Origin of the sequence: Sphingomonas sp. NY01, assembly GCF_038809135.1 — a bacterium.
GTDB lineage: Bacteria > Pseudomonadota > Alphaproteobacteria > Sphingomonadales > Sphingomonadaceae > Sphingomonas > Sphingomonas carotinifaciens.
Window position 1 is genome coordinate 1,027,101 of record NZ_CP101722.1, and the last position, 11,641, is coordinate 1,038,741.

The window sequence follows — 11,641 nt, forward strand, 5'->3', positions numbered from 1 at the left end:
GTGTCTCTCGATACGCGGCTCTGCCGCTACGCGACGATTGTTCGAGACGAGCGGGGGTGTGTGGATCGATCCGATGTCGACCCTGAGCCATGCCGCCACCCGCAAAAAAGCCGCCCCGTTGCCGGAGCGGCCCTTTCGCTGTCGATAGCCGTATGGCGATCAGCGTGCGCTGGTTTCCACGCCGCGGCTGACCGCGCCCTTGGCGTCGGCGGCGCGGAAGGACACGGGCGTCTTGCCCGAAAAGCCCGAAACGCGGCCGTCGCGGACCACCAGGCGGAAGGGCTCGCCACCCGGATAGCGGCGACCCTCGATCACCTGACCCGACTTGGCGGGCGTCGCGGTGTAGACGTAAGTCTGGCCGTCATGGGTGAAGCGCTGCTCGTCTGCGGCAACGGCGGCGGTGGCGAAGGAGGCGGCCGTCGCAGCGGCCAGGAAGATGGTCTTGCGCATCGTGGATGCTCCTGGTTGGGCGGGCGGCCGCACGGGCCTCCGCAGGGTTGTCGACGGGATATTGCGGTGCAGCATCGGCGGCAAATGCAAAGGCGCCGCGCGCAGTTGCAGCTTTTGCACGCCGTGGGTGTACCGCCGGCCGGGATTTGAAGCGCGGCGGGCTTTCGGCTAGAGCGCACCGCTTTCTGTTCGATCGGACCTGGTGATGACGCTCTACACCCGCTTTGCCGCGCATATCGATGCGGCGCTGGACACGCTGGTTGCCGCCGGCACGCTGCCGGGCGGGCTGGATCGTCGCAACGTGACGGTGGAGCCGCCGCGCGATGCAAGCCACGGCGATCTGGCGACCAATGCCGCGATGGTGCTGGCCAAGCCCGCCGGCACCAATCCCCGCGTGCTGGCCGAGGCCCTGGCCGCCGAACTCGGTCGGCTGGACGATGTGGACAACGTCGCGGTGGCGGGTCCGGGCTTCATCAACCTGAAGCTGACCGACAATGCATGGCGCGGCGAATTGTCGGCGATCCCGGCGGCGGGGGCGGATTATGGCCGCGCCCCGTCCGGCAAGGGCGTGACCGTCAACATCGAATATGTCTCGGCCAATCCGACCGGGCCGATGCATATGGGCCATTGCCGCGGCGCGGTGGTGGGCGATGCGCTGGCCAGCCTGCTGGAGTTCGCCGGCCACACGGTGATCCGCGAATATTATGTCAACGATGCCGGGGGGCAGGTCGACGTGCTCGCCCGCTCGGTGCACCTGCGCTACCGCGAGGCGCTGGGCGAGACGGTGACGATCCCCGAGGGGCTGTATCCCGGCGACTATCTGGTGCCGGTCGCGAAAGACCTGGCGGCTGAGTTCGGCGACCGCTTCGTCGGCGCGCCCGAGAGCGAATGGCTGGCGACGTTCCGCACGCGCGCGGTGGCGGCGATGATGGCGATGATCCGCGAGGATCTGGCGCTGCTCGGCATCCATCACGACGTCTTCTCGTCCGAGGCGGAGTTGCAGGCGGCGGGCAAGCCCGAGGCGGCGGAGGCCGAACTGCGCGCCCGCGGGCTGGTCTATGACGGTGTGCTGGAAGCGCCCAAGGGCGAGACGCCGGACGACTGGGAGCCGGTGGAGCTGCCGCTGTTCCGCTCTACCGCCTATGGCGACGATCAGGATCGCCCGATCCGGAAGTCGAACGGGCAGTGGACCTATTTCGGCGCCGATCTCGCCTACCACTTCCAAAAGGCGCAGGGTGCCGACCAGTTGATCGACATCTGGGGCGCGGATCATGCCGGCACGGTCAAGCGGATCGTGGCGGCGGTGGCAGCGCTGACCGGGGGGCAGACGCGCTTCGACGTGAAGCTGGTGCAGATGGTGCGCCTGCTGCGCGGTGGCGAGCCGGTGAAGATGTCCAAGCGCGCGGGCAATTTCGTGACGCTGGCCGATGTGGTGCGCGAGGTGGGCCGCGACGTGGTGCGCTTCACCATGCTGACCCGCCGTGCCGACGCGCAGATGGATTTCGACTTCGCCAAGGTGGTGGAGGCGTCCAAGGACAATCCGGTCTTCTACGTGCAATATGCGCATGCCCGGATCGCCTCCCTCCATCGCCGCGCGACCGAGGCGGGGATCGCGGAAGGGGAGGCCGACCTGTCCCGCCTTGATACGGAGGAACTGGCGCTGGTGAAGCTGGCCGCGCAGTTCCCGCGTATCGTGGAAACGGCGGCGGCGGCGCGCGAGCCGCACCGGATCGCCTTTTATCTCTACGATCTGGCCGCTGCCTTCCATGCGCTGTGGAATGTCGGCAACGACCGGCCGGACCGCCGCTTCCTGGTGGTGGAGGATGCCGAGGCGACGCGGGCACGGCTTTTCTTGGCGTCCGCGATCGGGCAGATTGTGCGCAACGGCCTCGCCATCATGGGCGTCGAGGCCGTCTCGGAGATGAAGTGAATGGCGGACGAGATGGACCTGCGCGAGGAAGATCGCCTGCCCTGGCTGGAGACGGTGGAGCCCGATGAGCCGGAAGGCGTCGGCATCGGCAAGGTCGTCGCCCTGGTCGTGCTGGGACTGGGCGTGCTGGCCGCGATCGTCTTCGGCATCTACCGTTTGCAGACACGGGGCGGCGAGGCCGGCGACGGCGCGGTGATCGCCGCGCAGGAGGGCGACTACAAGGTGCGCCCGAACGATCCCGGCGGGTTGAAGGTGAAGGGCGAGGGCAACAGCGCCATCGCCACCAGCGCCGGCAAGGGCGGCACCGGCAACGGCGCGATCGACCTGGCGGCGGTGCCCGAAAAGCCGGTCGACGGCACGCGCGTCGTCCAGAAGCCGAGCGAGGCGGGCGGTGGCCGCAACGCGGTGGCGCAGGTGCCGGAATCGGGTGGGCGGCTGGTCGCCGCGGCGCCCGTCACGGTGAAGCGCGCGCCGACGCAAGGGGGCGGCACGGGCGGATCGCTGGTGCAGCTCGGCGCCTATCCGAGCGAAGCGGTGGCGAACGACGCCTGGGGCCGCTTCTCCAAGCGCTTCTCCTATATCGCGGCACTGGGCAAATCGGTGGAAACCGTGTCGATCAACGGGCGGACGCTGTACCGGCTGCGGGTGAATGCGGGCAGCGCGAACCAGGCGGCGGATATCTGCGGACGGCTGCGCGTGGCGGGGGAAAGCTGCTTCGTCGCAAGCTGAAGGTCGGTGGCGCGGGCTTCGCCGTCACGCTAGACCCGTGATATGAAGCCCGTCATCTTTGGCCTGTCCGGCCCCGTACTTACCGCCGACGAACGCGCGTTTTTCGCGAGTGTCGAGCCGGCCGGCTATATCCTGTTCAAGCGCAACATCGTCGACCGGGTGCAGGTACGCGCGCTGACGGACTCGTTGCGCGAACTGGCCGGGCGCGACGATCTGGCGATCCTGATCGATCAGGAGGGTGGACGCGTCGCCCGCATGGGGCCGCCGGAATGGCCGGCCTTCCCCGCCGGCCCCGCCTTCGATGCGTTGTACGAGATGGCGCCGATGTCGGCGATCCAGGCGGCGCGGGCCAATGGTCAGGCGCTGGGGCTGATGCTGCGCGAGGTGGGGATCACCGTGGACTGTGCGCCGCTGCTCGACGTGGTGCAGGCCGATACGACCGAGGCGGTCGCCTGCCGTGCCTATGGCCGCGAGCCGATGCGGGTGGCGGCGCTCGGGCGGGCGATGCTGGAAGGGCTGGCGGCGGGCGGCGTCGTCGGCGTGGTCAAGCACATGCCGGGACATGGCCGCGCGCTGGTCGATTCGCATCATCTGTTGCCGACCGTCACCGCCGATGCCGCCGCGCTGGAGGATGATCTCGCACCGTTTCGCGCACTGGCAGGGGCGCCGATGGGAATGACGTCGCATATCGTGTTCGAGGCATGGGACGCGGCGCGGCCGGCAACGCTGTCCCCGGTGGTAATCGAGCGGATCATCCGCGGCGCGATCGGTTTCGACGGGCTGTTGATGACCGACGATATCGACATGAAGGCACTGTCGGGCAGTGCCGGCGAAAAGGCGGCGGGGGCGATCGCGGCGGGATGCGACCTGGTGCTCGATTGCTGGGCGCGGATGGACGAGATGGTGGAGATTGCCGGGCGGCTGGGGCCGATCGGCGAGGCGTCGCGGGCGCGACTTGACCGGGCGATGGCGAGCGTCGGCGCGGGCGAGGGTGATTTCGACGCGCTGATCGCGACGCGCGACGCGTTCCTGTCGCTGGTGGAGTGACGTGGCCGGCGAGCAGCTCACGCTGGACCTGGAGGGCTGGGAAGGGCCGCTCGACCTGCTCCTGTCGCTGGCGCGTGCGCAGAAGGTGGACCTTCGCCAGATCTCGATCCTGGCGCTGGTCGAGCAATATCTCGGCTATGTGAACCGGATGCGCGCGCTGCAACTGGAAGTCGCGGCGGATTATCTGGTGATGGCGGCGTGGCTGGCGTTCCTGAAATCCTCGTTGCTGCTGCCGCGCCCACCCGAGGCGGAGCCCGACCCGGAAGACCTGGCCATGCGGTTGCAGCTGCGGCTGGAGCGGCTGGCGGCGATGCGCGAGGCGGGCGCGCGATTGATGGCGCGGGACCGGCTGGGGCGCGATGTGTTCGCGCGCGGGACGCCCGAGGGGCTGCGCGTCGAACGGCAGGGGAGCTGGCGCGCCGATATCTACGATCTTCTGACCGCTTACGGACATGTCACCGCGCGCAATCGGCCGGTGATGCATGTGGTGGCGGATCGGCAGGTGATGACGCTGGAGACCGCGCTGGCGCGGGTGTCGCGGATGGTGGGCGAGCGGATCGAATGGACCGCAATCGAGCGGTTCCTGCCCAAGGGGACCGAGCGGCTGCGGCGGTCGGCGCTGGCGTCGAGCTTCGTGGCGGCGCTGGAACTGGCGCGGCAGGGGCGGGTGGTGATGCGGCAGGATGCGCCGTTCGCGCCGCTCTACCTGAAGGCGCCGGCATGAGCGCCCTTGTCCGCGCGGTGGAGGCGGTGCTGTTCGCTGCGGCCGAGCCGATGACGGTCGAGGCGATCCGCCGGCATGTCGGCGGGGAGGCGAGCGCCGCCGAGGTGCGCGAGGTCCTCGATACCCTGGCGGAGCATCATGCCGAACGCGGCTTCCAGCTTGCCCGGCGCGGCGACCGGTGGCTGTTTCAGACCGCACCCGATCTGGCGCATCTGCTGCGCCGGGAGCGCGACGAGCCGCGCCGGCTGACCCGCGCGGCGACCGAGACGCTGGCGATCATCGCCTATCACGAACCCGTGACGCGCGCCGAGGTGGAGGCGATCCGCGGCGTCGCATTGTCGCGCGGAACGCTGGACGTGCTGATGGAGGCCGGCTGGGTGCGTCCCGGCCGACGGCGCGAGGTGCCGGGGCGGCCGCTGACCTATGTCACGACGCCCGATTTCCTGGCGAACTTCGGATTAGAAAGCCTGCGCGATCTGCCCGGTCTTGCCGATCTGCGCGCGGCCGGGTTGCTCGATCCGGTCGATCTGGGCGCCGAACGGATGGAGATGCGCGCCGAGGCGCCGACGGACGAGGATAGCTGATCCACTGTCACGCCGGTGTAAGATGCCGCGGCGAAAGCGCCCTCATCCGCCAAGCGCACGCCATCGGCCATTGCCCGCCGCGTGCGCAACGCTTACATGAAACTTCGTTTTCAGGAGACGTGCCATGGGCAGCTTTAGCCCGATCCATCTTCTCGTTCTCGCCGTGGTGGCGATCCTGCTGCTGGGTGGCGGCCGTTTTTCGAACCTGATGGGCGATGTCGCCAAGGGCGTGAAGAACTTCAAGAAGGGCATGGCGGAGGAAGAGGAATCCTCAACCAAGCCGTCGGCGCGGATCGAGGCGAAGAAGGCCGCGGAGCCCGCGTTCGATCGTGACGGCGAACGTGTTCGCGACGATCGTTGATCTGACCGCATAGCCCGGCGCCCCCATGTTCGATATCGCGCCGACCGAGTTCATGCTGGTCGCCTTCGTGGCGCTGGTCGTGATCGGTCCGAAGGATCTGCCCAAGGCGATGCGGGTCGTCGGCTATTGGGTCGGCAAGGCGCGCGGGGTCGCGCGCCAGTTCCGCCAGGGTTTCGACACCATGGTCCGCGAGGCGGAACTGGAGGAAATGGAGAAGCGCTGGGCCGCGGAGAACGAGCGGATCATGCGCGAGCATCCGCCGGCGCCGCCGGCCGCACTGGACGATGAGGCGCCCGCGACCCCGGTGTCGCTGGACAAGCCCACCGATCATCACGGTGCCACCGACCCCGTTCACGACGACACCAGTGATTGCCCGGTGACCGTCGAGAAGCCCCATATCGTGCCGGCGGCGCCAGGCACCCCCGCGCATACGCCGGACGGAGCCCCGTCTTGACCGAGACCGACGAACTGGATGCCAGCCGCGCACCCTTGCTGGACCACCTGATCGAACTGCGCCGGCGGCTGCTTTATTGCATGCTCGCCATCGGGCTGGCCTTTGCCGTATCCTATTATTTCTCGGAGGCGATCTTCGGCTTTCTCGCCCGGCCATTGCTGGCCGTCGGGCAGGGCCGGGTGATCTATACCGAAATATTCGAGGCCTTTTTTGTACAGGTCAAAGTCGCCTTCTTCGCGGCCATGATGATCGCGTTTCCGGTGATCGCAAACCAGCTTTGGCAGTTCGTCGCGCCGGGATTGTATCGCAAGGAAAAGCGCGCCCTGCTGCCTTTTCTGATCGCGACGCCGATGCTGTTCCTGATGGGCGCAGCGATGGCCTATTACGTCGCGATCCCGATGGCCCTGCATTTCTCGATGGGGTTCGACGGGATGGTCGGCGGCGTGCGGCGCGAAGCGCTGCCGGCCATCGGCAACTACCTGTCGTTCGTCATGCAGTTCCTGTTCGCGTTCGGCCTGGCGTTCCTGCTGCCGGTGTTGCTGATGCTGCTGGAGCGTGCCGGGATCGTCACCCGCAAGCAGTTGGTGGGCGCGCGGCGTTATGCCATCGTGGGTGCGACGGCGATCGCGGCCGTGCTGACCCCACCCGATTTGATGAGCCAGATCCTGCTCGCCGTGCCCCTGTGCCTGCTCTACGAACTGGCGCTCATCGGCATCTGGTTCACCGAGCGCAAGCGCGCCAGGGAAGCCGGTCAGGATGTCGAAACCGTCTGAGCCTTCGGCCCCGACCGGCGGCCTGTCGGTCGAGACCCGGACATAAAAATGGCCCCGCCACACAGTCTGTGGCGGGGCCGTTTTGCTTGAAGCCTGTCAGGCTTACTTGGCGTCGTTCGCCGTCTTGGCGACCGTATCGCCGGCCGAGCCGACATCGCGGCCGACGCCTTCCACCGTGTTGCAAGCGCTGACCATGAGCGCGCCGGCGACAAGCGCCAGCCCAACAAACTTACGCATAAGAACCTCCTGAACAGCGTAAATACCGCGATCCAAATGCCTGAGCCGAAGCGTTCGTTCCGCCGATGTTACGAGAAGGTAAAATGATCTGCCGGAGATCGCCAGACACTGCCCCGGCACGAATGCACGGCTCTTAAAACGAATGTAGGCCTGGAAGCGCCACCGGGGGGGGGAGGGTTGACGCTTCCAAGCCCATGTCGTGGACAGCGAGAGCGGGGGGGCATAAGATCGCTATCCGGGGAGTAGAACAGGCAACGGGTTCTGGGGTTCCACGCGTTTCGAAATTTTACCGAAAATTTTTTCGGCCCTTTTCCGATGCCTCAATCCCGATGGTCAGTCGCGCCCGACGATCGCGATGGTGATCTCATAGGCACCGGTCAGCGGATCGTGGTGGAGCTTGGCGCGGAGCTGGCGCGCAAGACCTTCCATGACGCGGCCGTAGCGGTTGGTGGCCAGGTCGCGCAGCATGTCGTCCTCGACCAGTGCGCGCGATACCACCCGCAACCGGGCACGGCCCGGTTCCTCGGCGATCGGCTTGACCACCAGACGGATCTGCGCGGTGGGGTCGCAGCCCATCGCCAGTTCGATCGTCTCGGTAATGAGGAAGGCGACGGCGACCGCGACGTCCTGGTTGACCAGCACGGGATCGACATCAAGCGTGATCCCCAGGCCATGGGACTGTTCCGGCGCGGTCGCGCGGATGTTCGCGGCCAGTTCGCCGATCATCGTCCGCAGGTTCAGGCCGCGATTTTCCTCCAACTCGGCGAAATGGTTGCGGTGTACCACGGCCAGTGCATCGACGCGGCGCTGGATCGAGGAATAGGCGGCCGTCGCCTCCGGAGTCTTCGCGCCGCGGGCGTGGAAGTTGATGAGGCTGGAGATCACCTGCAGGTTGTTCTTGACCCGGTGATGGACCTCGCGGGTCAGCTTCGTCTGGCGCACCAGACCCTCGGCCAGGCCTTCCTCGTGCATGGCCACCGTCTGGGTGATCGCCTGGAAGGTTTCGGCAAGGTCGCGGATTTCCTGCGCCGGCGCCTCGCGCACGGCACTGATGTCCAGCGCCTCGCCGGGCTCATAGGCGGCAACCGTGCGGCGCAACTGGCGCAGCGGGCGGATCAGCAGCCGGTCGACGACCAGCCAGCCGATACCGACCGCCGCGATCCACATCAGGATCGGCAGGGCGAGCGCCACGACGAGGGAAGAGGTGATCGGCGCACTGCGCATGCTGGTGCGCAGCGACAATCCGGCGATCCCCAGATCGGTGGTCAGCGTTTCCATCCGATCGAGCGGGCCACGGGCATCGATCCGATCGAGGACCAGCGCCTCTTCGCCCCGCTGCAGGACGTTCTCCGCCGGGTCGGTGCGGGTATTGCGCGTCACCAGGGTGCGCAGGAACGACAGGGGAAAGAATGCGCGTGCCGCCGCGCGGCGGTCGCCGGCCTCGATCGAAAGAACCAGGCCCTGATCGGGAAGGATGTCGGCGCCGACCGGTGATGCCTGATCGCGCACCGGCATGGCGGCGGGCAACGCATCTCCGCACAGGGCAAGGCCGCGACGATCGACGATCTGGAAGCGCGCGCCAGACATGGATTGCTGCGCAAAGACGCCCTGGGCGCGCGCGCAACTTGGCAGGTCCAGCGGATCATTGCCGAGCGCGCCGACCGCGACGCGCAATGCGGTCATGTCCCCCGACAATTCGGTCGCCAGCGCGCGGGCATCCTCGTTCGCCGCAACGCGCAGACGACCGCGCGCCTCGGCATCGGCCAGGCGCGTGGTCTGCAAGGTCGCGAAGATGGCGATCAGCGCGAGCAGCAACAGCGCCACGCTGAGGATCAGGACGAGTTTCGACCCGGTCGTCAGCCGGGACAATGCCGGCGGACGGGAAGGCGATGCATCGGTATCCGATGCGTTAACGGTGTCGATGGCCATACGGCCCCTGTTCAGTCGAGCTTGCTCAAGAGATCAAGCATCTCGTCCGGAATTTTTTCATCGACCGCCTTCTGGTACACCGAGCGCAACGCGCCACCCATGTCCCGGTCCTTGTCCGCACCCTGCTGGCCTGAATCGCCAGGCTGGCCCGGTTTGCTGGACGGCGTGGTCTTCTTCGTCTCGGTGCCCAAACTCAAAAATTCCCCCTGCACGACCCAAGGACTTGGGCAACAGACGCTGCGGTAACGGTTCTCGCCGTGCTTCCGCGACGTGTGCGAGCCATAGTTGATAACGCGAGGAAACCAAATTGGATGTCGATGGTTCCAGCCGCAACGCGAAAATTCCGCGAGGCGTAGGGTTCATCCGACGTCCGACGGCGATTTCGACGAACGGGATTGAAAACCGGCGGGCCCCCGGACACATGAGAGGCCCGCGATCACGTCAGGGAGTACCGAATACCCATGTCGCTTGGACAGCAACTCGCGCCCCATCTTCCTTTCCTGCGGCGCTATGGCCGGGCCCTGACCGGCAGCCAGAGCCATGGCGACAAATATGTCCGCGCCACGCTGGAAGCGATCGTCGCCGCGCCTGACCAGTTTCCGCGTGACGTTGATCCCCGTCTCGGCCTGTACCGGATGTTCCAGGGAATCTGGTCGTCGGCGAACTATGACGAACTCGACATCGACACCGGCGGCGCCGATGGCGGAGAGGCCGTGGCCCGTGCTCGCCTGGCGCGCATGACGCCCCTGTCGCGTCAGGCGCTGCTGCTGACGGCGATGGAAGGATTCACGCCCGAGGACGCGGCCTATCTGATCGACGTCGACCCCAGCGAGGTCGAGAAGCTGGTCGCCGAGGCGCTGGCCGAGATCGAGAAGCAGACGCGTGCGCGCGTCCTGATCATCGAGGACGAGCCGATCATCGCGATGGATATCGAGACGATCGTGCGTGACCTGGGCCATGAAGTGACCGGCGTTGCGGTAACCCGCGACGAGGCCGTTGCGCTGGCGATGGAGGATCGCCCCGGTCTGGTGCTGGCCGACATCCAGCTTGCCGATGACAGCTCGGGCATCGATGCGGTGAAGGATATCCTGGCCGAGTTCGAGGTGCCGGTGATCTTCATCACCGCCTTCCCGGAACGTCTGCTGACCGGCGAGCGTCCGGAGCCGACCTTCCTTATCACCAAGCCGTTCCAGCGGTCCACGGTGAAGGCGGCGATCAGCCAGGCGCTGTTCTTCGACGAAAGCACGGTTCCGGCAATTTAAACGATTACGGACCCAAAACGATGTTGGTGCGTTGACGGTGCATGGCTGATCCGAACGAACCCATGCATGTCGATGGCGAGCGCGCTCGGGCAGGAAGCACACCGCATATGACGCGGTATATCCTGCCCGTCTCGCTCGTGCTGGTAATTGTCATCTTCGCCTTTTTGGTGATGCGCTGACCTCCGTCGCCTGCACGCACGACGCTGGCATTCGGCCAGCCGGTTCCTTATGTAGCGAGGGCGTTCGACCGCGAGCGCCTTCGGATGATCGGATTTCCATGACCCAGCCCCAGCCGCGGGACGATTTCCCAGGCGACGCGCCGGTCGAGCACGTTGCTCTACCTGATTCCGAGTTCAAGGCGGAACTTGCGCGAGTCATCCCGCATCTGCGTGCGTTCGGGCGATCCTTGTCCGGCAGCCGCGATCTGGCCGACGATCTGGTGCAGGAAACGCTGCTGAAGGCTTGGGCGGCGCGCAAGCGCTTCCAGGCGGGCACGAATATGCGCGCCTGGACCTTCATCATCCTGCGCAACCTGTATCTGTCGCAGATGCGCCGCGCCCGCTTCAAGGGCGAGTGGGACGATCTGGTGGCGGACCGTATCTTGGCGGCACCGGCCAGCCAGGATCGTCACGTCGAACTAGGCGACATGCAACGCGCGCTGATGCACCTGCCGCAACCCCAGCGCGAGGCTCTGATCCTGGTCGGCGCGGGTGGTTTCGCCTATGAGGAAGCGGCGGAAATCTGCAACGTCGCCGTGGGGACGATCAAGAGCCGGGTGGCGCGCGGTCGCGTCGCGCTGGAATCGATCCTGAGCGATGGAACATTGCCGTCGCGGCGCGAGCATGAAACGGACAGCAGCAAGACCGCGCTGGATTCAATCATGGGCGATGTGGACGAGTTGAGCCGCGGGCGCTGATCGATCGAGATCGTTGACGGGAAGGGCCGCTGCACATTCGTGCGGTGGCCTTTTTCAGTTGGGGCGGGTCGTGGCGGTGTCGAGCTGGCGCAGAAGCGCCATGAAGTCATCGTTCCGGGTCGGCAGCGCGGTATAGGCATCGCGCAGCGCCGCACCGATCGCATCGGTCAATCGCGGTCGTGCGACGATGATGCCGTTACCCTGCTTCATTCCGGATGCTTGCGGTGCCATACCGACTGAACGGT

Annotated in this window: 16 protein-coding genes; 11 read left to right on the top strand and 5 right to left on the bottom strand. The window is 66.7% G+C overall.

Annotated elements, in window-relative coordinates; all coding sequences use genetic code 11:
- Positions 1 to 159: 159 nt before the first annotated feature.
- On the bottom strand, positions 160 to 450 hold the full coding sequence (locus NPJ82_RS05105) for a hypothetical protein (RefSeq protein ID WP_342658557.1): 291 nt from the start codon (positions 448 to 450) through the stop codon (positions 160 to 162).
- Positions 451 to 655: 205 nt separating this feature from the next.
- On the opposite strand from NPJ82_RS05105, the gene argS reads away from it, so the two are divergent.
- The 8 genes from argS (at position 656) to tatC (ending at position 7,052) form a co-directional block, all read left to right on the top strand.
- The gene (gene argS / locus NPJ82_RS05110) at positions 656 to 2,380 is read left to right on the top strand and encodes an arginine--tRNA ligase (RefSeq protein ID WP_342658558.1); all 1,725 of its coding nucleotides are present in this window, start codon (positions 656 to 658) and stop codon (positions 2,378 to 2,380) included.
- Positions 2,381 to 3,109, top strand: a complete 729-nt coding sequence (locus NPJ82_RS05115) for an SPOR domain-containing protein (protein WP_112383455.1) — start codon at positions 2,381 to 2,383, stop codon at positions 3,107 to 3,109.
- A gap of 42 nt (positions 3,110 to 3,151) precedes the next feature.
- Positions 3,152 to 4,156, top strand: coding sequence for a glycoside hydrolase family 3 N-terminal domain-containing protein (locus NPJ82_RS05120; RefSeq protein WP_342658559.1), 1,005 nt, complete (start codon positions 3,152 to 3,154; stop codon positions 4,154 to 4,156).
- 1 nt (position 4,157) lies between these two features.
- Positions 4,158 to 4,880 (top strand): ScpA family protein, encoded by a 723-nt coding sequence (locus NPJ82_RS05125; protein ID WP_342658560.1) that lies wholly within the window; start codon positions 4,158 to 4,160, stop codon positions 4,878 to 4,880.
- Positions 4,877 to 5,464, top strand: coding sequence for an SMC-Scp complex subunit ScpB (gene scpB, locus NPJ82_RS05130; RefSeq protein WP_342658561.1), 588 nt, complete (start codon positions 4,877 to 4,879; stop codon positions 5,462 to 5,464). Before NPJ82_RS05125 ends, scpB begins: the two co-directional genes overlap by 4 nt.
- A gap of 124 nt (positions 5,465 to 5,588) precedes the next feature.
- Positions 5,589 to 5,825, top strand: coding sequence for a twin-arginine translocase TatA/TatE family subunit (locus NPJ82_RS05135; RefSeq protein WP_112383459.1), 237 nt, complete (start codon positions 5,589 to 5,591; stop codon positions 5,823 to 5,825).
- Between the two features lie 25 nt (positions 5,826 to 5,850).
- Positions 5,851 to 6,279, top strand: a complete 429-nt coding sequence (tatB, locus tag NPJ82_RS05140; RefSeq protein ID WP_342658562.1) for a Sec-independent protein translocase protein TatB — start codon at positions 5,851 to 5,853, stop codon at positions 6,277 to 6,279.
- Positions 6,276 to 7,052 carry a twin-arginine translocase subunit TatC gene (tatC, locus tag NPJ82_RS05145; RefSeq protein ID WP_112383461.1) on the top strand — a complete coding sequence of 259 codons (777 nt, stop codon included), beginning with the start codon at positions 6,276 to 6,278 and terminating at the stop codon, positions 7,050 to 7,052. The genes tatB and tatC overlap by 4 nt, the downstream gene beginning before the upstream one ends.
- 102 nt (positions 7,053 to 7,154) lie before the next feature.
- On the opposite strand, the gene NPJ82_RS05150 is transcribed toward tatC, so the two are convergent.
- The 3 genes from NPJ82_RS05150 to NPJ82_RS05160 all read right to left on the bottom strand — a co-directional run bounded on the left by NPJ82_RS05150 (position 7,155) and on the right by NPJ82_RS05160 (position 9,409).
- Positions 7,155 to 7,289 (bottom strand): entericidin A/B family lipoprotein, encoded by a 135-nt coding sequence (locus NPJ82_RS05150; protein ID WP_112383462.1) that lies wholly within the window; start codon positions 7,287 to 7,289, stop codon positions 7,155 to 7,157.
- 333 nt (positions 7,290 to 7,622) lie between these two features.
- Positions 7,623 to 9,218, bottom strand: a complete 1,596-nt coding sequence (locus NPJ82_RS05155) for a histidine kinase dimerization/phosphoacceptor domain -containing protein (protein WP_342658563.1) — start codon at positions 9,216 to 9,218, stop codon at positions 7,623 to 7,625.
- An 11-nt stretch (positions 9,219 to 9,229) separates the two neighbouring features.
- Entirely contained in the window at positions 9,230 to 9,409 is a 180-nt protein-coding gene (locus NPJ82_RS05160) for a NepR family anti-sigma factor (RefSeq protein ID WP_112383545.1), read from the bottom strand.
- Positions 9,410 to 9,679: 270 nt separating this feature from the next.
- Here NPJ82_RS05160 and NPJ82_RS05165 point away from each other — a divergent pair, with 270 nt between their 5' ends.
- The 3 genes from NPJ82_RS05165 (at position 9,680) to NPJ82_RS05175 (ending at position 11,396) form a co-directional block, all read left to right on the top strand.
- Positions 9,680 to 10,480, top strand: a complete 801-nt coding sequence (locus tag NPJ82_RS05165) for a response regulator (RefSeq protein WP_342658564.1) — start codon at positions 9,680 to 9,682, stop codon at positions 10,478 to 10,480.
- 41 nt (positions 10,481 to 10,521) lie between these two features.
- Positions 10,522 to 10,659: a hypothetical protein gene (locus NPJ82_RS05170; protein ID WP_162844014.1), complete on the top strand. Its 138-nt coding sequence runs from the start codon at positions 10,522 to 10,524 to the stop codon at positions 10,657 to 10,659.
- A 98-nt stretch (positions 10,660 to 10,757) separates the two neighbouring features.
- Positions 10,758 to 11,396 (top strand): sigma-70 family RNA polymerase sigma factor, encoded by a 639-nt coding sequence (locus tag NPJ82_RS05175; protein WP_112383465.1) that lies wholly within the window; start codon positions 10,758 to 10,760, stop codon positions 11,394 to 11,396.
- 54 nt (positions 11,397 to 11,450) lie between these two features.
- On the opposite strand, the gene NPJ82_RS05180 is transcribed toward NPJ82_RS05175, so the two are convergent.
- Positions 11,451 to 11,606 carry a hypothetical protein gene (locus NPJ82_RS05180; protein ID WP_342658565.1) on the bottom strand — a complete coding sequence of 52 codons (156 nt, stop codon included), beginning with the start codon at positions 11,604 to 11,606 and terminating at the stop codon, positions 11,451 to 11,453.
- Positions 11,607 to 11,641: the final 35 nt, after the last annotated feature.